Origin of the sequence: Bacillus sp. Marseille-P3661, assembly GCF_900240995.1 — a bacterium.
Lineage (GTDB): Bacteria > Bacillota > Bacilli > Bacillales > Bacillaceae_J > OESV01.
Map to the genome: position 1 here is coordinate 294,774 of NZ_LT965954.1, position 20,863 is coordinate 315,636.

Annotated in this window: 22 protein-coding genes; 7 read left to right on the top strand and 15 right to left on the bottom strand. The window is 35.2% G+C overall.

The window, feature by feature from the left end; all coding sequences use genetic code 11:
- Positions 1-229 precede the first annotated feature (229 nt).
- The 5 genes from C1724_RS12350 to C1724_RS12370 all read right to left on the bottom strand — a co-directional run bounded on the left by C1724_RS12350 (position 230) and on the right by C1724_RS12370 (position 3,755).
- Complete coding sequence (locus tag C1724_RS12350; RefSeq protein WP_102347078.1) at positions 230-1,033, bottom strand: inositol monophosphatase family protein; 804 nt, start codon at positions 1,031-1,033, stop codon at positions 230-232.
- A gap of 111 nt (positions 1,034-1,144) precedes the next feature.
- Positions 1,145-1,333, bottom strand: coding sequence for a hypothetical protein (locus C1724_RS12355; RefSeq protein WP_102347079.1), 189 nt, complete (start codon positions 1,331-1,333; stop codon positions 1,145-1,147).
- A 406-nt stretch (positions 1,334-1,739) separates the two neighbouring features.
- Positions 1,740-2,363: a YktB family protein gene (locus tag C1724_RS12360; RefSeq protein ID WP_102347080.1), complete on the bottom strand. Its 624-nt coding sequence runs from the start codon at positions 2,361-2,363 to the stop codon at positions 1,740-1,742.
- A 140-nt stretch (positions 2,364-2,503) separates the two neighbouring features.
- Positions 2,504-2,773, bottom strand: a complete 270-nt coding sequence (locus tag C1724_RS12365; protein WP_102347081.1) for a UPF0223 family protein — start codon at positions 2,771-2,773, stop codon at positions 2,504-2,506.
- Between the two features lie 22 nt (positions 2,774-2,795).
- A complete protein-coding gene (locus C1724_RS12370) occupies positions 2,796-3,755 on the bottom strand; it encodes an NAD(P)H-dependent flavin oxidoreductase (protein WP_102347082.1) in 960 nt (319 codons plus the stop codon).
- A 343-nt stretch (positions 3,756-4,098) separates the two neighbouring features.
- Here C1724_RS12370 and C1724_RS12375 point away from each other — a divergent pair, with 343 nt between their 5' ends.
- Entirely contained in the window at positions 4,099-5,571 is a 1,473-nt protein-coding gene (locus C1724_RS12375) for an aminotransferase class I/II-fold pyridoxal phosphate-dependent enzyme (protein ID WP_102347083.1), read from the top strand.
- A 122-nt stretch (positions 5,572-5,693) separates the two neighbouring features.
- On the opposite strand, the gene C1724_RS12380 is transcribed toward C1724_RS12375, so the two are convergent.
- Together C1724_RS12380 and C1724_RS12385 are read right to left on the bottom strand one after the other, a co-directional pair.
- Positions 5,694-5,816, bottom strand: a complete 123-nt coding sequence (locus C1724_RS12380; protein WP_102347084.1) for a GapA-binding peptide SR1P — start codon at positions 5,814-5,816, stop codon at positions 5,694-5,696.
- Positions 5,817-6,004: 188 nt separating this feature from the next.
- A complete protein-coding gene (locus tag C1724_RS12385) occupies positions 6,005-6,304 on the bottom strand; it encodes a DUF3055 domain-containing protein (RefSeq protein ID WP_102347085.1) in 300 nt (99 codons plus the stop codon).
- Between the two features lie 234 nt (positions 6,305-6,538).
- On the opposite strand from C1724_RS12385, the gene C1724_RS12390 reads away from it, so the two are divergent.
- Complete coding sequence (locus C1724_RS12390; protein WP_180994250.1) at positions 6,539-6,967, top strand: DUF1885 family protein; 429 nt, start codon at positions 6,539-6,541, stop codon at positions 6,965-6,967.
- Between the two features lie 127 nt (positions 6,968-7,094).
- Here the strand turns inward: C1724_RS12390 and C1724_RS12395 are convergent, their stop codons facing one another.
- Complete coding sequence (locus tag C1724_RS12395; RefSeq protein WP_102347087.1) at positions 7,095-8,186, bottom strand: M23 family metallopeptidase; 1,092 nt, start codon at positions 8,184-8,186, stop codon at positions 7,095-7,097.
- Between the two features lie 200 nt (positions 8,187-8,386).
- Positions 8,387-9,250: a polysaccharide deacetylase family protein gene (locus tag C1724_RS12400; RefSeq protein ID WP_102347088.1), complete on the bottom strand. Its 864-nt coding sequence runs from the start codon at positions 9,248-9,250 to the stop codon at positions 8,387-8,389.
- Positions 9,251-9,378: 128 nt separating this feature from the next.
- Here C1724_RS12400 and C1724_RS12405 point away from each other — a divergent pair, with 128 nt between their 5' ends.
- Positions 9,379-10,440: an FUSC family protein gene (locus tag C1724_RS12405; protein ID WP_180994251.1), complete on the top strand. Its 1,062-nt coding sequence runs from the start codon at positions 9,379-9,381 to the stop codon at positions 10,438-10,440.
- 165 nt (positions 10,441-10,605) lie between these two features.
- Positions 10,606-10,995, top strand: coding sequence for a thioredoxin domain-containing protein (locus C1724_RS12410; protein ID WP_102347090.1), 390 nt, complete (start codon positions 10,606-10,608; stop codon positions 10,993-10,995).
- A gap of 162 nt (positions 10,996-11,157) precedes the next feature.
- On the opposite strand, the gene lpdA is transcribed toward C1724_RS12410, so the two are convergent.
- From lpdA to C1724_RS12435, 5 genes are all read right to left on the bottom strand, one after another.
- Complete coding sequence (gene lpdA / locus C1724_RS12415; protein ID WP_102347091.1) at positions 11,158-12,570, bottom strand: dihydrolipoyl dehydrogenase; 1,413 nt, start codon at positions 12,568-12,570, stop codon at positions 11,158-11,160.
- Between the two features lie 5 nt (positions 12,571-12,575).
- Positions 12,576-13,877 (bottom strand): dihydrolipoamide acetyltransferase family protein, encoded by a 1,302-nt coding sequence (locus C1724_RS12420; RefSeq protein WP_102347092.1) that lies wholly within the window; start codon positions 13,875-13,877, stop codon positions 12,576-12,578.
- A 31-nt stretch (positions 13,878-13,908) separates the two neighbouring features.
- A complete protein-coding gene (locus tag C1724_RS12425; RefSeq protein WP_102347093.1) occupies positions 13,909-14,886 on the bottom strand; it encodes an alpha-ketoacid dehydrogenase subunit beta in 978 nt (325 codons plus the stop codon).
- 3 nt (positions 14,887-14,889) lie between these two features.
- On the bottom strand, positions 14,890-15,978 hold the full coding sequence (gene pdhA, locus C1724_RS12430; protein WP_102347094.1) for a pyruvate dehydrogenase (acetyl-transferring) E1 component subunit alpha: 1,089 nt from the start codon (positions 15,976-15,978) through the stop codon (positions 14,890-14,892).
- 406 nt (positions 15,979-16,384) lie between these two features.
- Positions 16,385-17,047, bottom strand: a complete 663-nt coding sequence (locus tag C1724_RS12435; RefSeq protein ID WP_258000381.1) for a YkyA family protein — start codon at positions 17,045-17,047, stop codon at positions 16,385-16,387.
- Positions 17,048-17,237: 190 nt separating this feature from the next.
- Between C1724_RS12435 and def the strand changes: the two genes are divergently transcribed.
- From def to rnjA, 3 genes are all read left to right on the top strand, one after another.
- On the top strand, positions 17,238-17,792 hold the full coding sequence (gene def / locus C1724_RS12440; RefSeq protein ID WP_102347095.1) for a peptide deformylase: 555 nt from the start codon (positions 17,238-17,240) through the stop codon (positions 17,790-17,792).
- Between the two features lie 406 nt (positions 17,793-18,198).
- Positions 18,199-18,408, top strand: coding sequence for a DNA-dependent RNA polymerase subunit epsilon (locus C1724_RS12445; protein ID WP_102347096.1), 210 nt, complete (start codon positions 18,199-18,201; stop codon positions 18,406-18,408).
- A gap of 3 nt (positions 18,409-18,411) precedes the next feature.
- Positions 18,412-20,079 (top strand): ribonuclease J1, encoded by a 1,668-nt coding sequence (gene rnjA / locus C1724_RS12450; protein ID WP_102347097.1) that lies wholly within the window; start codon positions 18,412-18,414, stop codon positions 20,077-20,079.
- Positions 20,080-20,130: 51 nt separating this feature from the next.
- Here the strand turns inward: rnjA and C1724_RS12455 are convergent, their stop codons facing one another.
- Positions 20,131-20,796, bottom strand: a complete 666-nt coding sequence (locus C1724_RS12455) for a potassium channel family protein (RefSeq protein ID WP_102347098.1) — start codon at positions 20,794-20,796, stop codon at positions 20,131-20,133.
- Positions 20,797-20,863 lie beyond the last annotated feature (67 nt).

Below are 20,863 nucleotides of genomic sequence, written 5' to 3' on the forward strand. Positions count from 1 at the left end.
CAAGTGCCATGATCAGCCCCGACAGTCTAGCATCGGCTAAAACCACGACATCCTGTCGCCACCGTCGATCCTAGCACGTGCTGTGCGTCTTCGACCATGAGGGGCTAGGCACTGGAACTGAACAAGCATGTTCAAAGTTATACTTTCTTATTTTTAATAAATAGCTAACCAACTGATTCTTATTGATCAATGGTTAGCAAACTTTACCACCATACAGAGCATTGTTGATTTACTTATTCTTATTTATAAATTTTTCGACAACCTCTCCATGTAACCCAGGTTTAGCTGCGAATAATGGGGACTGATTAATCAAATTTAGCGGTTCACCCTTTACGGATGTTACTATCCCCCCCACTTCTTCAATCAAAATCTTCCCTGCAGAGTAATCCCATGGAGATAACCGTAAAGACAAATATCCGTCAAGTCTCCCTGACGCTACAAATGCCATCTCAATTGCAGCTGACCCAAAGGAACGCGTACCTCTTAAAGCATGGATTAAAGGTGGTAAAAGTCCGGAATCAATACGCTTTCCCTCAATTGCCCATGCTGCATTCATTCCGATCACAGCTTCTTCTACATTAACAGGTTGTAGGTTCGCAAGCCTTTGGCCATTTAAAAACGCGCCTTTCCCTTTTATAGCATGATATAATTCATCTTGTACAACGTCATAAATAAAACCAATCATTCCAATTCCATCATGATAAATCCCGACTGATATTGCAAAGTGACGTTTTAAGTGAACAAAATTCATCGTACCATCTATTGGGTCAATAATCCATACTGTCCCTTCTAATGACTTTACATTATCACCTTGTCCCTCTTCTCCAAGAATACGATGATTTGGAAATTTTTCCATAATTTTAGATATAAAATATGTTTCTATTTTCTTGTCCATATTTGTAACTAAATCAGATGCATTTTCCTTAAATTCAACAGTCAATGTTTCTGAAAAGGATCTCCTAATTTGCTTACCCGCCTCGAGAATCCACTCTTTACCTGCACTATGTATATGTTCCCAATCTATTTGGCTCAAAATCTCACTCCTTATAATTTCCCAGCATTTATTTATAGTATAAACCAAATTATCTCTTACGTATAATGGCCACACATAAAAGACGAACCTTTTTATAGGTTCGCCAATTTCTTACGCCTCTAAGCGCAGCATTTCTAATCGAAATTGTTCGAGTCGAGCCTTTGATTTTCTTATTTGGTCATTATCTTGTGTAATCATTGCATCATATAGTGTTGCCAATTCATAATCAATTTCGAGTTTAAGCACAGGAATTCGTTTTTTTGCTTCATTTTTCTTTAAGATCCTAGTAACTTGATTCACCGTGCAACTCCCCTTTCTGTAGAATTTATTTTTACTTTATTAATCTACATTGAATTTTGATTCTTTTTGACAAGTATTTCTCTTTGTATATTGTATGACGCTAAGGTATTTTTGTAACAAAATTGGTTATATACCCAGTTACCCAAATGACTAGCTAATTTAAACATCATTCGCTTTTTTTTGTATGTTTTTTATAATAAACTACATTGTTTTAAGAATTTTTGAGGAGATTTAATGGCCTTTATCTATTATAATGATTCAACTGCTGAGTTTATGTGACTTCAATCCCCATTTTTTGTCAGTCACAGTAAAAAAAAACGTCATTTGCCTATAATGGCAAATAACGTTTTTTCCTTACCAGGGTGATCTGACGACCTCCCCTTTTTACAGAGAGACTAACGGCTCTTTAAAAAGCCATCTTATGTAATATATTAAGCTTTTCCCATGTTGATTTTGTTAAATTAATAAATTCAGTTGGATCCATGTTAATTGCATCTTCCCTATCTAATATATGACCTACCATAATTTCTCCATTTTTATTATTGCGTAGTCGGTCAGCGATATTAATTAGGTCCTGATCTGATAGTTTTGATTGCTGCTCACCATAAGGTTTCATATGATCCTTATTCCAGTAAAAGTGATCTGGTATTACATTTCTTATCCCACCTATATTGTCTATCATATTTTGGGCAAATATTTCTTTATTTTTAGCTTCATAAATAATTCCCCATTGAATTAATAAATGGGTTGACCATAAGGTAATTTGAAAATGAGGTAGCATTTTATAACCACGTTGATTGGATGAAAATGCAACCCAAGAATCATCCGGCGGATTAGTTTTTCTTCGAGCATGTTTGGCTACATGTGCAAACATAGGATCACCAGTTAAAATCGATAGATCATCAGTTAAAATGCTAGCTAAAACATCGAATTTTGGTCTTAATTGATCTTTAAGTTTGACCATTCTTTCTTCAAGTCCTGGTATTACGAAGAGATCGAAGTCTTGTTTTTCAAATCCGGTAAATTCCACTTGCTTACACTCCTTTTAGAAATCTCCTTGCATATCAGCAAATTAGTATTTGTGACTGCTCTTCGACTTCCATTATCACTAACTAATAGTGATCCTACATAAAAATATAAAATCTCTCAATAAATACGCTTAACCTGAGCTTATATTTTCACTTTTTTTCCTGCAGGCATTTCTCGAGCTTGTTTTACAGTTCGGTAACAAGAAAAACCGGTTGCCTTATCGAAATTTCCGCACAATTGTTTCTCTTCACTTTTACTCGGTACAATTTCTTTAAAGCGTTGATATGAAGCAAGTAATTTTTCTCTTAAGATACCTTGCTCATTTGCTTCTTCAATACATTGAAAAAAATAAATCACATCAATAACTTCTTGTTTGTCCCAATCGGGGGAAATAGGATAACTGTATTGCATTGTGCTTACACCACACCTTACATTATTCTTTCCAGTGATTACGAATCGTTTCGGCCTCAGAAATCATTCTATCAAACAATTCATTTACTGAAGGTATATCATTAATTCTACCCATTACCTGTCCAGCCCATGCAAACCCTTCATCCTCCAGACCATCATAGATATAGCGTTGATTAGCTTTACCACTGATAAAATCCTTTAAATGGTCATAATCTCCATATTCCTTTTCTATTTCTAGAATTTTCGACGTCCAAGAATTAGCTATAGCTCGAGCAGGTGCACCAATAGAACGCTTTATTACTACAGTATCATTTTCAGTTCCCTGTACTAACCGGTTTTTGTAAAGTTCATGTGCATGTATACATTCCTTTGTTGCTATAAATCTTGTTCCCATCTCAATACCTTCAGCACCTAAGCTTAACGCAGCAAGTAAGCCCCTGCCATCACCAATGCCTCCTGAAGCAATAACCGGAATTGAAACAGCATCAACTACTTGTGGAACTAATACAAAGGTTCCTGTATCTGAGCGTCCTAAATGCCCCCCACCTTCTTGTCCAACAACAATAACAGCATCAGCACCTAATTCTTCAGCCTTTACTGCCTGTCTTCTTGCAGCAACTAAAACAAGTTTTTTTGTTTCACTACCTTTTAATATTTCAAAAATCGGTGCTGGATTACCTCCTGTCATTGTAACCACTGGAACTTGTTCTTCTACAGCTACAACAACCATATCCTCGAATTTTCTACCATGGTTTCCAATTGCATAATTCACACCAAATGGTTTGCTCGTTTTCTCTTTCACTTTTCGGATTTCTTCCCGTAATTCTTCTGGTGTATTTAAAGACATAGCTGTAATTTGTCCTAAACCACCAGCGTTTGAGACAGCCGCTGCTAAATCGGAATATGCCAAATATGCTAATCCACCTTGGATAATCGGATATTCTATTCCAAGCAGTTGAGTAACTCTTGTTTTCCAATTCACTGAAATCCCCACCCTATTTTCATTTTATCTTTTATAAGTTTTTCTATATTTATTTTAAAAATCCTTTAAGAAGTCTGGTATTTCACCTGAATTGTGGAAAGCTATACTCATATCTAATGATTTTTTTCTTGAAATTAATTTTTGTTTTGTTAAAATAAGTTTGTTTTACTCCATTTATAAATAACATTTTCGTACTTATATCATAATTTTAAAAGGTAATAACTAAGAATCTGTTACTTACTATTTTTCAGTAAAAAAACATATAAATTCTGGTAGTATAAACTGGAGCTACCATGTTTGATATTCAGGATTTAATGTAATTCAGTAGATTGAGGTGTCTAATTTGAATCAAAATGAAACTCCCCTGTTTACAGGGCTTATTCAACATGCAAAAAAAAACCCAATACAATTCCACATACCTGGCCATAAAAAGGGAAGTGGGATGGATCCTGAATTCCGTGAATTTATTGGGGACAATGCATTATCAATTGATTTGATAAATATTGGTCCTTTAGATGATCTGCATCATCCTCATGGAATGATTAAGAAAGCTCAAGAATTAGCAGCAAACGCATTTGGTGCAGATCATACTTTTTTCTCTGTACAGGGAACAAGTGGAGCTATTATTGCAATGGTAATGTCAGTTTGTAAGCCTGGGGAAAAAATTATTGTTCCGCGAAATGTTCATAAATCAGTAATGTCCGCCATTATTTTTTCAGGAGCAACGCCTATATTTATCCACCCTGAAATAGATAAAAATTTAGGTATTTCCCATGGAATAACGACAGAATCTGTTGAAAAAGCACTAAAAGCCCATCCTGATGCAAAGGGCTTATTAGTAATTAATCCAACATATTTTGGAATTGCAGCAAATTTAAAAGAAATCGTTGATATAGCACACTCATACCATATACCAGTTCTTGTGGATGAGGCCCATGGTGTTCATATTCATTTTCATGATGAACTCCCATTATCAGCAATGCAAGCAGGTGCAGACATGGCGGCAACTAGTGTCCATAAATTAGGAGGCTCAATGACGCAAAGCTCAATTTTAAATGTTAAAGAAGGTTTAGTATCTGCCCAACATGTGCAAGCCATACTGAGTATGTTAACCACGACCTCAACGTCCTATTTACTGTTATCATCTTTAGATGTTGCAAGAAAACAATTAGCAACAAAAGGAAAAGAACTTATAGATAAAGCAATTGCACTCGCAGAAGAAACACGAAAAAAAGTCAACGAGATTCCACATTTGTATTGTGTTGGAGAAGAAATTCTTGGGACAAAAGCAACTTATGATTATGATCCAACTAAATTAATTATTTCTGTAAAAGAGCTGGGTTTAACAGGTTATGAGGTAGAAGTTTGGCTGCGTGAACAATATAACATTGAAGTGGAGCTTTCTGATCTTTATAATATCCTTTGTATCATTACTCCAGGAGATACGGATGAACAAACAGGGATACTAATACATGCTTTAAAAGAATTAGCAAAACAACGAGACTACTCTATATCCAATACAGAGTCTATCGAAGTTCATGTTCCAAACATCCCAGTTCTAGCGTTGTCGCCAAGAGATGCCTTTTATTCAGAAACTGAAGTTGTTACTCTGAAAGAATCAGTCGGAAGAATTATTGCTGAATTTATTATGGTATATCCACCAGGAATTCCAATCCTAATTCCGGGCGAGATCATTACGCAAGAGAACATTGATTATATTACTGAAAATCTTGAAGGTGGATTACCCGTTCAGGGGCCTGAGGACCCTGAATTAAAAACACTGAGAGTTATAAAAGAACATCGTGCCATTAGATAAGGTCACATTATTCTTCAAGCCCTGCTTAATGTAGCAGGGCTTATTTGTTTATTAATTTGTGCAAACAAAAAAGCATGACCAATTGTGTCATACTTTAAACGTTAATTATTACTAGCCACATATTATTCGTTTGTTTTTTCTTGATGATCACAACAGTCACTACATTTTGCATATAGTGTTGTTACTTTATGATCTTCAAAGTGTTCAATCGTGCTCTCACATTGTTGGCAAACGATAATTCCCATGGTTTCATCCCCTCAAAACATTTTGTTGAAAACGCTTAATATATGTTATGTAATTACATATTAATATGTCATACTATTTATGTCAATAGTTATTTTGTATAACATATTACTGTATTTATATAAGAGATTTTCTAGTATAACAAACAAAAAAGTCCGATATATGTTACATCGGACTTATAGAAAAAAATCTAATCATATTGAGTTTCTAGGTATAAAGCAGGAACAATCTCTTCTAAAAAAGCGGATAGATCTGATGCCTCTTTCAGGCTTTCTAATTGAAATGCTTTCTTTAGGTGTTCTAAATCCTGAATATCATTGACATCTAAAAGAGCGGAACGTCCGGTTTGCATACAAACAACGAGTGGTTTTCCAAAAAACATATTGGTGTAAACAATTCCAAAGTCGTAACGATAATCTTCCGTTGTAAACCCCACGAAACGTGTTTTCACCTTTTCACTTTCATCATACAATTTGTGATTAAAGCTCATACTCGTTCCCCCCTCCAAGATTGTGTATTGATTCACATTGTCTAAGGTTATTGTATAGTTTCTTTTACGTCCATTCAATAGATTTTTTAATGCGATTGTTAACATTCTATGAACAATGAACCACTTTTATGATTAAAAAAAGTAATACCACAACCCCTTTACCTTTTGTTTTAAAAATCTTAAAATAGTGCTATTATATTATCGGAGAAAAGTTTAGAATAGGGGGAACTAATAATGGCTAGCACAGCGTACATAAAACTAGTACCGGAAGCAAATAAGCAAGAAATTTCATTACAAGAATTGAAGGAATTATTCCATTATTATAAGGATATCACAAGTAAAACAGGTGAACAGCTTAATTGGCAATATGGAGATGCAGCCTTTCCTTATGAATTAAAGGAAAAAGACGAGGCAAACGGAGAATGGTTTTATCTAAAGGGGACTTCCGAAAAATACAACTTTATTTTATTAGGTGTCGGAAGTGAGGAAGTAGAAAATGAAGATGGTACTACCAGAACGCAACAGCATATCCAGGTAGCACTTCCGGATAGCTCAACCTATGGTGATAAAGGGAAGGCTAATGAGTTCTGTAAATTTATGGCTAAAAAATTTAACGCCGAGTTACACCTATTTAATGGTAGAATAATGTATTTTAATAAATAATCAAGAAAATGTAAGCGCCTTGGTCAGCACTAGGGGCTAGGCGCTGTAGCTAGACAAGTACATTAAAAATAAATACTTTCACCTTGTTAAGTAAAAAAGCATGGCTCATTGAGCCATGCCTCACTTCTTATATTTGCTCAGCAAAAGCTGACTTTAATGCTAGAACAATTTGCTCTTCAGTTAATCCTTTCCAAAAAAGGTCCCCTTTATATAAAAGATCCAAATGTAAATGTAATTCGGTATCATTATTTTTAACTTCACCACTTGTCCCAGTGTTCCCTACATATCCAATCAACATATCAGGAGTTACACGATCACCTACAGTTATTTCTTCTGCAATACGATCTAAATGAGAAAAACGCGCTTGCAGGCCGTTTTCATACTGCACCCACACTTGTCTCCCCCTTAATCTATCTAAAATATACTCAGGGGTTGATTCTTCCTCTGCGGCAATTTTTAAATCCTTATTGCGTTCTTCAACGGAGGAATACTTGAAATAATCATGGTCCGCTCGTACTACGAAACCATTACCCATAGCGTATACTGCTGTTTGTCTGTTCATTGGAACACCGCTCGAAAAGCCATACCAATCCATTCCTTCATGAAAGCCATTCCGATAAGCGCGTCTGGCGCCCGGAAGATGTGATGAAATCGTATCTACCATTGCTCCCTTTATTGGATTATGAAGTTCCTTCATTAACAAAATAATTTGATCAATGTTCCCCAAGACTGCAACTGATTCACTACTATCTTCCTCAAAAACAGTACTAGGCTCCCAATAAAATTCAACAACTCCCTGTTTTACATTGGCGGTTAGACCTAGTGCCTTCGTTAAAAAATCAATTGGTAACCAAGGTTCGTTATCAATTATCTTAAACTCATAGCTATCATCAGGCAACAGCATACCATTTACTCGGAGAACAGGAACACCAAAAATCATATAATAATGATTATTATCTATTACCATGTTTAGTGTTTTATGGATTGGGTCAAATTGATAGGAACCATTTACTTCACTAAAAAAAGCGGGAACCGAAAAAAACAACTCACTATCTAGCGTTGCAATGCTTAATTCCCTCCAATTTGGATCAACAACCTTATTATCCATTACTAAAGGCTCAGCTGTCTTTTGCCGTTTCTCAAAAGGTGATAAAAAGGGCTGACAAGCTGTCATTAAAGTACAAATAGAACAAATATAAATAATAAATAATATCCTCACTCACTTTTCACCTCAACTAACACAAACCTCCATCCTCTCATTTTTTCCTTTTTCAACAATTTTATGCTAATCATATTAAAGATTATAAATGTTTTCATTCCGATACTATTAGAGTATCCGAAAAAAATGATCCTTAGTAAAATTCACCTAAAAAAAAGCAGTTTCTTCATTTTGAAGTAACTGCTTTCATAATATGTTAACTATTCAGGTGTTTGAATTAGATGCGGATCCACTATTTCATACCCTTTGTTTTGCAGCCCTTTAACAATACCAGCTAATGCATCCCTCGTCCATTCCCGATCATGCATTAATAAATTTGCACCTTTATGGAGAAGGTTTGTATTTACCATTATATCTTCGAGTGTTTCTTTATTCATATAGTCCTTTTCAAAATCATATCCATATGTCCAATTCATTACAAGCATCTTTTCTTCGTTAGCAATTAACTTACTATAATCTGTATTCGCTCCAAATGGCGCTCGGAAAAATTTAGGACGCTCTCCTGTAATACTTTCAACTAAATTATTTAATTCAATTATTTGGTATTTCTGCTCCTCTTCAGATAATTTCTTTAGATTTTCATGATTCATTGTATGATTACCAATTGGAAAACCCATTTCATAAATTTCTTTTAGTATGGCCTTTTTTTCATCAGTATTTAAAAAATGACCATTTACAAAGAAGATTGCGCCTACATTAAGATCCTTTAAAATTTTAGCCATTTCTAGTGCATACTTATCAGGTGCATCGTCAATTGTAAGCAATACAATATTCTCTGGGGCATCACTAATTGGCTTAATGTCAAATACCTCATTCATTTTATAGAGCGGTAGCAATGTTGTCTCTTTTGGTGGTTGATTGACCACCGGTTGTTCGACAGTATTTTCATTACTTTCTGTTTGTTGTACATCAGCTCCAGATTCCAATTCCGTAAAATCATTATTTTCATTCGCTGTCACTGATTCAGTTGGAATTTCTTGAGTCATTTCAGTGGAGTTTGTACACCCAGTAATTAGAAATAAACCTATAAATACAATAAAGAAGAAATTCATTTTTACAGTCATTCTATAGCCCTCCCCCTAAATTATTGCCATACAGTATAGTATACCGTACTGCAAAAACACCAAACAATCGATTATAATAATAATAGTTACTCTTTTATATAAATTTTTATTATTGGATGGATATTTTTATGGATAAATTATTAAAAAGTTTTTTATTTGGCGGACGGGTTTTAAAGACGGGTATAGCAGTCTTTATTACAGCGATATTATGTCAACTCTTTAACTTGCCAACAATTTTTGCTGTAATCACTGCAATTGTAACGATTGAACCAACAGCAACGGATTCTATAAAAAAAGGAATCATTCGATTTCCTGCTTCCGCGATTGGTGCTGCTCTATCGATGCTGTTAGTATCATTCCTCGGTGAACAACCGTTGACATATGCACTTGCCACAATTCTTACAATTTATTTTTGTCATAAACTTAAACTAGAGGATGGCATCGTAGTTGCTACCATCACAGCAGCAGCAATGATTCCAGCTACTACTGATCATTTTTTACTAGCATTTATTGCGAGGCTTGGGACGACAACCATTGGTATTGTAGTTTCGACAATTGTAAATATTATCATTCTTCCTCCAAAGTTCTCACATTTGATCGACAAGAATATTGCCGATATGTTCGAACTGAAAGCTGAGATTCTCGAACAGCACCTTAAACAATTAGGCACATATTCATCAAAAAGAAAACAAACCATAGCTTCCTTATATGCAAAACTAGGTCAGCTAATCGTTAGGACTAATAAACTTTGTTATTACGAACGTGAAGAATTTAAATATCATAAACAAAATCCAAAGGATATTCGCATGTTCCACTATACGAATAAGCGATTAAATGTATTACAATTAATTGCATTCCATCTCGGAAATCTGAACTACTTAGAAAATAAGAAACTTGATTTTTCAAAGACACAGAAAGACGTATTGTGTAGTACAATCCTTTCATTAATTGAGATTCTTAAAAAACCTGAACATCAAATTCCAGTTGAACACCATCAAATTATCGAACAAGTAGATAGGATTTTTCGAAGTTGGAAAGAATCAGGACAGCAGCCTGTTCAAGGGAAGTATTATCACCACTTCCAGCCTGAGACTACTTTTTTATACGAAATTCTCTCGATTCACGATGCATTAGAAGAGCTCGAACAACTCGCCCATACAAATATTAAATTACAGGATCTACGTAATTAATTTTATACTATATTTACTAAATGTATTTTTATGTCACAACTATATCTAGTATTTTTCATTTGTGTAACAAATAGATGACAACCCTTCCCCTTTTTAAATTGAATGATAAAATATGTGTTAGACACAGATACATAATTTCTCATTCAGAAAGAAGTGAGCATCCTCATGAAAAAGAAACTTGGATCTATCTTTATGTCCATGTTTTTATTAACGGCCTGCAATACGGTCGATGGTGGTTCCGTTTCTGACATAAATTTGGGAGGAGAAGGTTATCATCTATTGTTTTTTTCAAATGAAGAAAAGATAAGATTAGAAAATAACTATTATGATGTTCTACTCGACCTTAGAAAAAAGTTTCCAAATGAAATGGCAGACGTTACTCTTATTCAATCCACTAATAAAAATGAATTAATTAAGAAATTTAATGTTAGTGTCTACCCAACTTTGATCGTTGTAAAAGACGGGGAAGTTAAAACTCGGATTGATGGAAAGAGGAGCAAAAAAGATATTATGAATCACCTTGTAAAAACAATGGAACAACATGAGAAAAAATAATGGGAGATAGCTTTGTGCTATCTCTATTTTACTAGCAGGAAATGCCCTTCAAAAAGCAGACATATGACTGAAAGAAGATATGCTTTGTAAGTTTTTCGTTATACGCAAAAAATCCATTCCCAATCTAACCGGGAACGGATTTTTTTCCATGTTCAATTATTTTTATTTTACGATATGAATAGGACTACCAATAGCAACTTCAGCAGCTTCCATTGTTATTTCACCAAGAGTAGGATGGGCATGGATGGTCATTGCGATATCTTCAGCTGTCATTCCTGCTTCAATCGCTAGACCTAATTCTGCTATCATATCTGAAGCATTTGGTCCTACAATTTGAGCCCCAATGACTAGTCCGTCTTCTTTTCTAGTGACAAGTTTCATAAAGCCATCGGTATCATTTAATGCCAACGCTCTTCCATTTGCAGCGAATGGGAATTTTGCAGCTATTACATCAATACCTTCATCTTTTGCTTGTTGTTCAAAATATCCAACAGACGCACATTCAGGATCTGAAAAGACTACAGCTGGTATTGCATAATAATCAATTTCTGCAGGATGGCCTGCGATTGCTTCAGCTGCAATCTTACCTTCGTATGATGCCTTATGCGCAAGCGGAGGACCTTCGACAATATCACCAATTGCATAAATATTTGAAATAGATGTACGGCACTGTTTATCAATTTCAATTAAGCCACGATCAGTAATCTTAATCCCTATATCTTCTAATCCTATTTCAGCTGTATTCGGTTTACGACCTACTGTTACTAGTACATAATCGGCTTCAATTGTCTTTTGTTCACCGTTAGTTTCAAACGTAACCTTTACACTATTTTCTGTTTCTTCGACGCCTTTTCCAAAAGCTTTTGTGTATATTTCCACATTACCCTTTTTCTTTAGACGTTTCTTAACAACTGCACTCATTTGTTTTTCAAACCCCGATAATATTTCATCAGCTGCTTCAAGAATTGTGATCTCAGTTCCAAAGTTTGCAAAAGCTGTACCAAGTTCGATACCGATATATCCTCCACCGATTACTACCATCTTTTTTGGAATTTCAGTTAAGTTAATAGCACCTGTAGAATCAAGGACACGTGCAGAATACTTGAATGCAGGCAGTTCAATTGGTGTTGAACCTGTAGCTACAATTGCTTGTTTAAATTTATATGTTTGTGCAGAATCTTCATTAATGACTCGCAATGTATTAGAATCAACAAAATACGCTTCGCCTTTTACAATTTCAACTTTATTACCTTTTAAAAGTCCTTCTACACCACCGGTAAGCTTTTTAACAACGCTGCCTTTCCATGCTTGTACCTTTGAAAAATCAACTTTTACGTTCTCCGCTGTAATCCCTATATCATCTGAATGCTTCGCTGTTTCATAGCGATGTCCAGCAGAAATAAGTGCCTTTGAAGGAATACAACCAACATTTAGGCAAACTCCGCCTAAATTTTCTTTTTCAACAATCGTAACTTTTTGTCCTAGCTGAGCAGCTCTAATTGCAGCCACATACCCACCTGGTCCAGCACCAACAACGAGTGTATCAGTTTCAATAGGAAAATCTCCAACAACCATAGTCTTTATGCCTCCATTATTAGTAATTGTGGATCATGCAATAAGCGCTTAATTTTATTTAATGCATTTTGAGCAGTTGCACCGTCTATTATGCGATGATCAAAACTTAATGATAATGCTAATACTGGCGCTACTACTATTTCACCATTACGTACAACTGGTTTTTCGGCAATGCGACCAATTCCTAGAATTGCAACTTCCGGATGATTGATCACCGGTGTAAACCATTGACCACCTGCAGACCCAATATTCGAAATTGTACAAGAGCCACCCTTCATTTCGTCTGGAGCAAGCTTTCCATCACGAGCTTTTGTAGCAAGTTCATTGATTTCTTGTGATATAGCAAAAACAGATTTACGATCTGCATCTTTTACAACAGGAACTAGTAATCCCTTTTCAGTATCAGCTGCAATCCCAATATTATAATAATGCTTATGAATGATTTCTTGTGTTGCATCATCAATTGATGTATTTAAAGCAGGATATTCTTTAAGTGCTGATACTAAAGCCTTCACAACATAAGGTAAATATGTAAGCTTAATACCTTTTTCTTGTGCCACGCTCTTGAATTTCTTACGATGTGCAACAAGATCTGTTACATCTACTTCATCCATTAATGTAACATGTGGTGCTGTTTGTTTAGAATTAACCATAGCCTTTGCGATCGCTTTACGAATACCACTCATTTTTTCACGAGTCTCTGGATACTGTCCAGCAGGTATTTGCTGTGAAACTGCTTTTGTTGTTTCCTCAACTTTTTCAACCTCTTCAGTTGGAGGAGCACTTACTGGCTCTTCTTTAACAGGAGCAGCACCGCCAGAAATATGTTTATCAATATCTTCTTTCAAAATTCGTCCGTTTTTACCTGAACCAGTTACTTGTGAAATACTAATTCCTTTTTCACGAGCATATTTCCTTACAGACGGCATTGCAATTACATTAACAGACTGACCACCATCATCAGCGTTACCACCGATATCTTTTGGTGATTCATTTACTGCCGCCTTCGTTTCTTGGGTTTCAGATGCTGTAGGAGCGGAATCACTATCCCCTTCGGCGCTTTCATAGCCTTCTGCCTCAATAGTAATGATAACATCACCTACAACAGCAACAGTACCTTCAGATGCCTTTACTTCTTTTACAGTCCCTTCAACTGGTGAAGGAATCTCAACCACAGCTTTATCATTTTGCACTTCGCATAAAATATCGTCTTCTTTTACAGTGTCCCCGGGCTTTACGAACCATTTAACAATTTCACCTTCATGAATACCTTCACCGATATCAGGTAGCTTGAATTCAAATGCCACAATTTTTCCCTCCTATTTATAAAATCAAGTTTTAGAAGTTTACAACAGCTTTTGCTTTCTCAATAATGTCATTGTAATTAGGTAGCCAAACATCTTCTGCTTGTGAAAATGGGAAAACAGTATCCGGTGCTGTTACTCGTAAAACAGGAGCCTCTAAATCAAGTATTGCACGCTCGGTAATTTCTGCAACTACATTCGCAGCAATTCCCGCTTGCTTTTGTGCTTCTTGTACTACTATTGCACGATTAGTTTTCTTTACAGATTGTAAAATAGTATCTATATCTAGTGGAGAGATCGTTCTTAAATCAATCACTTCAGCGCTAATTCCCTCTTTTTCTAACTCCTCAGCCGCCTTTAATGAGGAATGGACCATCGCTCCATAAGCAATGATTGTTATATCTTTCCCCTCACGTTTAACCGCAGCTTTCCCAATCGGAATTGTATACTCTCCCTCAGGTACATCTTCACGGAAAGATCTATATAATTTCATGTGCTCAAGGAAAATAACAGGATCATTGTCTCGAATTGCTGAAATTAATAAACCTTTCGCTTCATATGGTGTCGATGGTATGACTACCTTTAGTCCTGGTTGAGCAGCAACAAGCCCTTCAAGACTATCTGCATGTAGTTCCGGAGTCTTAACACCACCACCAAATGGCGAACGGACTGTAATCGGAGCATTTTGAGTACCACCTGAACGATAACGCATGCGTGCCATTTGTCCATTAATAGAGTCCATCACTTCATATACAAACCCAAAAAATTGGATCTCTGGTACAGGTCTAAATCCAGTAAGGGCTAGTCCTATAGCTAATCCACCAATACCTGATTCAGCTAGCGGTGTATCAAATACTCTGTCTTCACCAAATTCCTGTTGTAATCCTTCAGTTGCGCGGAAAACACCACCATTAACACCTACATCTTCACCAAAAACCAAAACCTTTGGGTCATTTTTTAATTCTACCCGCATTGCATCCGTAATAGCTTGAATCATCGTCATTTGAGCCATGAATTATTTCGACTCCTTTCGTGCATATTCTTCTCTTTGCTCTTTAAGATTTTCTGGCAGTTCTTCAAACATAATATCTATTAGGTCTGTTACTTTTTGTTTAGGTGTTTGGTCGGTTTCTTTAATAGCAGCTTTTATATCTTCTTTAGCTTGCTCTACAATCTTTTCCTCTTCTTCCTTCGACCATAGGCCTTTGCCTTCAAGATATTTTCTAAAACGTACAAGTGGGTCTTTCTTTTCCCATTCGTTATCTAAGCTCTCCGTACGATAACGTGTTGGATCATCCCCAGCCATTGTATGTGGTCCATATCTGTACGTTAATGTTTCAATTAAGGTAGGTCCTTCACCATTAATCGCCCGTTCTCTCGCTTCTTTTACCGCAGCATATACTGCCAATACATCCATGCCGTCAACCTGAATACCATGGATACCTGCAGCTACGGCTTTTTGAGCAATCGTTTTAGCAGCCGATTGTTTCTCAACTGGTGTAGAGATAGCGAAACGATTATTTTGAACTACGAATACTGCTGGAGCATTATAAGCCCCTGCAAAATTTATCCCTTCATAAAAATCCCCTTGTGAAGCTCCACCATCACCCGTATATGTAATTGCGATAGTCTTTTTACCACTTTTCTTTAAACCTAATGCTACTCCTGCTGTTTGAATAATTTGAGCACCAATAATAATTTGAGGTGGCAGCGCATTTACACCATCAGGCATTTGATTTCCTACAAAATGACCTCTAGAAAATAAGAATGCTTTATAAAGTGGTAGCCCATGCCAAATCAATTGTGGTACATCACGATAGCCAGGTAGAATCCAATCATCTTTTTCTAATGCAAATTGGCTTCCTAATTGTGAAGCTTCTTGACCAGCAGTTGGTGCATAAAATCCTAATCGTCCTTGACGATTCAAAGAAATAGATCTTTGATCTAATACTCTTGTATACACCATTCGTTTCATTAATTCTTTTAACTGTTCCTCTGTTAAGTTAGGCATTGCCTGCTCATTGACAACTTGGCCTTCCTCATTCAAAATTTGAAAGGTTTCGAACAACTCTTCAACCTTATTTAGGGCATTATTTTGACCCATATTCGTTCACCTCTTCCTTTCTATTCATAATAATAGGGTAGTACCGATTACTTTAAATTCATACAAATATATGATACCCATTGCTAGTATTCATCTATTCCCTATTTCAGCTCTCTATAACCTTTGGATGGTCTCGTATGTACACCTCTTGACTGTATCACAATTTTTCACACTCTAAGTAATACAACAAGATCTTTCTTTTAGAATTTACCATACTCAAAAAACTCTCGTCAATCACTAAGCTTTTAATTTTCCAACATATTTAACTTGTTTATATAATCTTCATTAAAAAATCTGTATTATACAATAACAAATATCTGTTATATAATTGATAAAATAAAAAAACGGATAGTAGGAACAGAGCTTAACCTTTTTATGGTTAACCATTCCTACTATCCGCTAATTTTCACTCTTTATTCTCAAAGACAACATTTAATTCAGCAGCATTATAAAACTCTTTCTTTTTCTGATTATACGTATCAGTCCATTGATTAAATTGTTCATTTGCCTTTACAACTTCATCATACGTTGTATTTATTTTTGTAATTTGTTCCTCTAGTTGCTGAAGAGTCAGATCTTCTTTCTGAAACATTTCATATAACTGTCGATCAAGTGATATTGCTTTTTTATATTGTTCATATAGTTTGTCGTATGTCGCATATCGTTCCTTCATTGCCTTTGTTAAATCAATTCCTTTTTCTTTTAAATTGATGTCTTTAATTTTACTAATTTGATTTTCGACAAGCAAAAACTCTTGCTCAGAAGCATCGATGCTTTCTTTTTCCTTATCAATTCTTGATTCTCTTTCTTCAACAATCGCTAATGCTTCCTGCGATAATCCTTTAATTTCATCAAATTGCGACATTCCAAGTTGTATAATTTTTTCGTAAAGTTTTTGCTCCTTCATTTCTAATTCAACAAGCGGATCTTGCTGCTGTTCAAAAACAGACTCCAGAGAAACGGCTTTTTCTAAATGATTATAGATTTCATCTTCAACAGATGAACCACAACCAGACATGAATAGTATAAGTAATAAAATTAGGACAATATTTTTTATAAAAACCAACATTTAGTTCCTCCTATCTCAAACATTAATTATAATTTTTACCAATTTGAAAGACAACCTTATTCATAAATTTTTACATTTATTTCTTCAATGATTATAATATGCGCTTGTCCCTTTAAATAGTATTTTTTCTTAAAAGTAAAATATGCTACACTAAAACAAGGAAACAGGGAAATAAGAGGAGTTGATTACATTGCTTACCATGAAAGATATCGTTAGAGAAGGTCATCCTGCTCTTAGAGAAGTAGCTGAAGAAGTAGGTATGCCGGCATCTGAGGAAGATAAAGAAATATTAAAAAAAATGATTGAATTCGTTATTAATAGTCAAGATCCTGAAATTGCAAAAAAACACCAACTTAGACCCGGAATTGGCTTAGCAGCACCTCAACTCGGGATCTTAAAAAGAATGATTGCCGTGCATGTTACGGACGAAAAAGATCAATTAATTAGCTATGCCCTATTTAATCCAAAAATTATTAGTCATTCCACACAAAAAAGTTATTTAACAACGGGAGAGGGTTGCTTATCAGTTGATCGGGATGTACCTGGATTCGTTCCTAGATATGCAAAAATTACGGTGAAAGGTTCCGATATAGATGGTAATGAAGTTAAATTGAGATTGAAGGGACTCCCTTCTGTTGTATTTCAACATGAAATTGATCATTTAAACGGAATTATGTTTTATGATCACATTAATAAACAAAACCCATTTTTAGAACCTACAGACGCTATTCCAATAGAGCGCTAAACATTAGCATTTAATTTAATATTCCTGATTAAAGACTTCCTTGCTCGGAAGTCTTTTTTGAATTCATAGGTTTTAATAAATTATGAACTTACTAGAATTCTCTAATTATTTGAAGATATACCACTCTTCCATTTATCCCCATGAAACAAAATTCAGTTTCTAACACATACTAACATTAAAAATCGACATGGAATAAATTTAAGTACTTTTTTAAGGAGCTGAATATTATGTTTAGAAGATTAAAACAAAAAATTAGAGAACAAATGAAAGACTTATTACGACGCAGAACTATTGCTTAATATTCTTCCAAAAATAACTTAAAAAAGAAAAAACATGAAAATCTTTTTAATTTCCGCTATAATGGACGAAGATGATTATATAGGATACGCAAGGAGAGAATGAAACTATGATCTTTAAAGTGTTTTTTCAAGAAAATAAAAGTGAAGTACCTGTTCGTGAACATACTAAAACTGTGTATGTGGAAGCTGAGTCTGACAGAGAAGTAAGAAAAAAATTAGAGGAACGAAATATTAATATTGAACTTATTCAACGATTGAATGATGCTCATCTTGAATACGAAAAACGTTCTGAAAACTTTGTATTGGAGAATGTGTAATTTATGAAATTTTTAAAGCCAAATCAAGTAGCAGTATTTGCCCTCGGTGGGTTAGGTGAAATCGGAAAAAATACCTATGCTATTCAATACCAAGATGAAATAATTGTGATTGACGCTGGAATTAAATTTCCTGAAGATGAGCTCTTAGGCATTGATTATGTAATCCCCGATTACACGTATTTAGTTAAAAATCAAGAAAAAATTAAAGGCGTATTTATTACCCATGGTCATGAAGACCACATTGGCGGTGTACCGTATTTATTACGTCAAATTAATGTTCCTATTTATGGCGGAAAGCTTGCACTCGGATTAATAAAAAATAAATTAGAAGAACATGGTTTAATGAGACAAGCTAAACTTTATGACATAAAAGAAGATGACGTTATTAAGTTTGACAAAGTAAGCATTGAGTTTTACCGAACTACACACAGTATTCCAGATGCTTATGGAATTGTTGTAAAAACACCAGAAGGAAATATTGTTCATACCGGAGACTTTAAATTTGATTTTACACCCGTAGGCGAACCCGCTAATTTAACAAAAATGGCGGAAATCGGTAAAGAAGGCGTCCTTTGCCTTTTATCAGATAGTACGAACAGTGAAATTCCTGATTTTACAATGTCTGAAAGGCGTGTCGGAGAAAGTATTCATGATATATTTCGTAAAGTTGATGGCCGTATTATCTTTGCTACCTTTGCGTCAAATATTCACCGTCTCCAACAAGTTGTTGAAGCCGCTGTTATTAATAATCGGAAAGTGGCTGTGTTTGGCCGCAGTATGGAAGCCGCAATTGAAATTGGACGCGATTTAGGTTATATAAAAGCACCTAAAGAGACATTCATTGAAGCATCTCAGATCAATCGACTTCCTAGTGATCAAGTTACAATTCTTTGTACAGGGAGCCAAGGTGAACCAATGGCTGCATTGTCTCGAATTGCAAACGGAACACATCGCCAAATTCAAATTACTCCGGGTGATACTGTTGTTTTCTCTTCATCGCCAATACCTGGTAATACAATCAGTGTTAGTCGGGTTATCAACAGCCTTTATCGTGCTGGTGCTGAGGTTATTCACGGACCATTAAGTGATATCCATACATCTGGACACGGAGGACAGCAAGAACAAAAACTAATGCTGCGATTAATGAAACCTAAATTTTTTATGCCGATACATGGTGAATACAGAATGCTTACCATGCATACAAAACTAGCAACAGATTGCGGCATACCACCTGAAAATAATTTTATCCTTGATAATGGAGATGTTCTTGCAGTAAACAGTAAAGAAGCCTCCATTGCTGGTAAAGTTCCTTCTGGTTCCGTATACGTAGATGGAAACGGTGTTGGAGACATTGGAAATATCGTTCTAAGAGACAGACGAATTTTATCCGAAGAAGGACTCGTTATTGTTGTAGTTAGCATTAATATGAAGGAATTCAAAATAATGGCTGGGCCTGATCTGATCTCAAGAGGATTTGTTTATATGAGAGAATCGAGCGATCTAATTAATGATGCTCAGGCTCTAATCGCAAAGCATCTAGATAAAATAATGGAACGACGTACAACTCAGTGGTCTGAGATCAAAAATGAAATCACCGATGTTCTGGCACCGTTCTTATATGAAAAAACAAAGCGCAAACCAATGATTTTACCGATTATAATGGAAATATAATACTTCTACTAAAAAAGCTTCCGCCGTCGTGGAAGCTTTTTAGTAATATTATCATTGTATATCGATGATCTTTTTCTCAAAACGATCAATATCACTATCTGCACCTATTACTATTAATATATCGCCTTCTTGAATTCTTTCTTTTGCAATGGGTGAAACCATAATGTTATTATTTCGTTTAATCGCAACAATATTACAACCATATTTTGCACGTATGTCTAACTCCACTAATGTTTTTCCATCCATTTTTTTACTAGCTATTAATTCAACAATACTATGCTCATCTGATAATTCAAGGTAATCTAAGACATTATTAGAAATCATATTATTAGCAATACGTCGACCCATATCACGTTCAGGATGAACAACCTGATCTGCGCCAATTTTTATTAATACTTTCTCATGATAATCGTTTTGCGCTTTAACTGTAATTTTTTCGGCACCTAATTCTTTTAATATTAGGGTTGTTAATATACTTGCTTGGATATTGTCACCAATAGCTACAATTATATGATCAAAATTTCTAATGCCTAGGCTCTTTAAAACACTTTCATCCGTTGAATCAGCCACAACGGCATGGGACACAATATCTGAAAATTGATGTACCTTATCTTCATCTGAATCTATCGCAAGAACTTCCATCCCCTCTTGAACTAACGTTTTACATATACTGCCTCCAAAACGCCCAAGTCCAATTACAGCAAATTCTTTTTTCATTCAAACTCCTCCAGTACCACCATACTACGCATAACCATTTTAACATAGGAATAATGAAATCTGGGAG

What these genes read in the sequence shown, in the direction of transcription:
- C1724_RS12435 (WP_258000381.1), bottom strand. Translation starts at nt 17,047, where the DNA reads ATGTTGGTTTTTATAAAAAATATTGTCCTAATTTTATTACTTATACTA.
- C1724_RS12380 (WP_102347084.1), bottom strand. Translation starts at nt 5,816, where the DNA reads ATGGGAATTATCGTTTGCCAACAATGTGAGAGCACGATTGAACACTTT.
- lpdA (WP_102347091.1), bottom strand. Translation starts at nt 12,570, where the DNA reads ATGGTTGTTGGAGATTTTCCTATTGAAACTGATACACTCGTTGTTGGT.
- C1724_RS12445 (WP_102347096.1), top strand. Translation starts at nt 18,199, where the DNA reads ATGATCTTTAAAGTGTTTTTTCAAGAAAATAAAAGTGAAGTACCTGTT.
- C1724_RS12390 (WP_180994250.1), top strand. Translation starts at nt 6,539, where the DNA reads ATGGCTAGCACAGCGTACATAAAACTAGTACCGGAAGCAAATAAGCAA.
- C1724_RS12425 (WP_102347093.1), bottom strand. Translation starts at nt 14,886, where the DNA reads ATGGCTCAAATGACGATGATTCAAGCTATTACGGATGCAATGCGGGTA.
- pdhA (WP_102347094.1), bottom strand. Translation starts at nt 15,978, where the DNA reads ATGGGTCAAAATAATGCCCTAAATAAGGTTGAAGAGTTGTTCGAAACC.
- rnjA (WP_102347097.1), top strand. Translation starts at nt 18,412, where the DNA reads ATGAAATTTTTAAAGCCAAATCAAGTAGCAGTATTTGCCCTCGGTGGG.
- C1724_RS12405 (WP_180994251.1), top strand. Translation starts at nt 9,379, where the DNA reads ATGGATAAATTATTAAAAAGTTTTTTATTTGGCGGACGGGTTTTAAAG.
- C1724_RS12410 (WP_102347090.1), top strand. Translation starts at nt 10,606, where the DNA reads ATGAAAAAGAAACTTGGATCTATCTTTATGTCCATGTTTTTATTAACG.
- C1724_RS12365 (WP_102347081.1), bottom strand. Translation starts at nt 2,773, where the DNA reads ATGCAATACAGTTATCCTATTTCCCCCGATTGGGACAAACAAGAAGTT.
- C1724_RS12455 (WP_102347098.1), bottom strand. Translation starts at nt 20,796, where the DNA reads ATGAAAAAAGAATTTGCTGTAATTGGACTTGGGCGTTTTGGAGGCAGT.
- C1724_RS12385 (WP_102347085.1), bottom strand. Translation starts at nt 6,304, where the DNA reads ATGAGCTTTAATCACAAATTGTATGATGAAAGTGAAAAGGTGAAAACA.
- C1724_RS12400 (WP_102347088.1), bottom strand. Translation starts at nt 9,250, where the DNA reads ATGACTGTAAAAATGAATTTCTTCTTTATTGTATTTATAGGTTTATTT.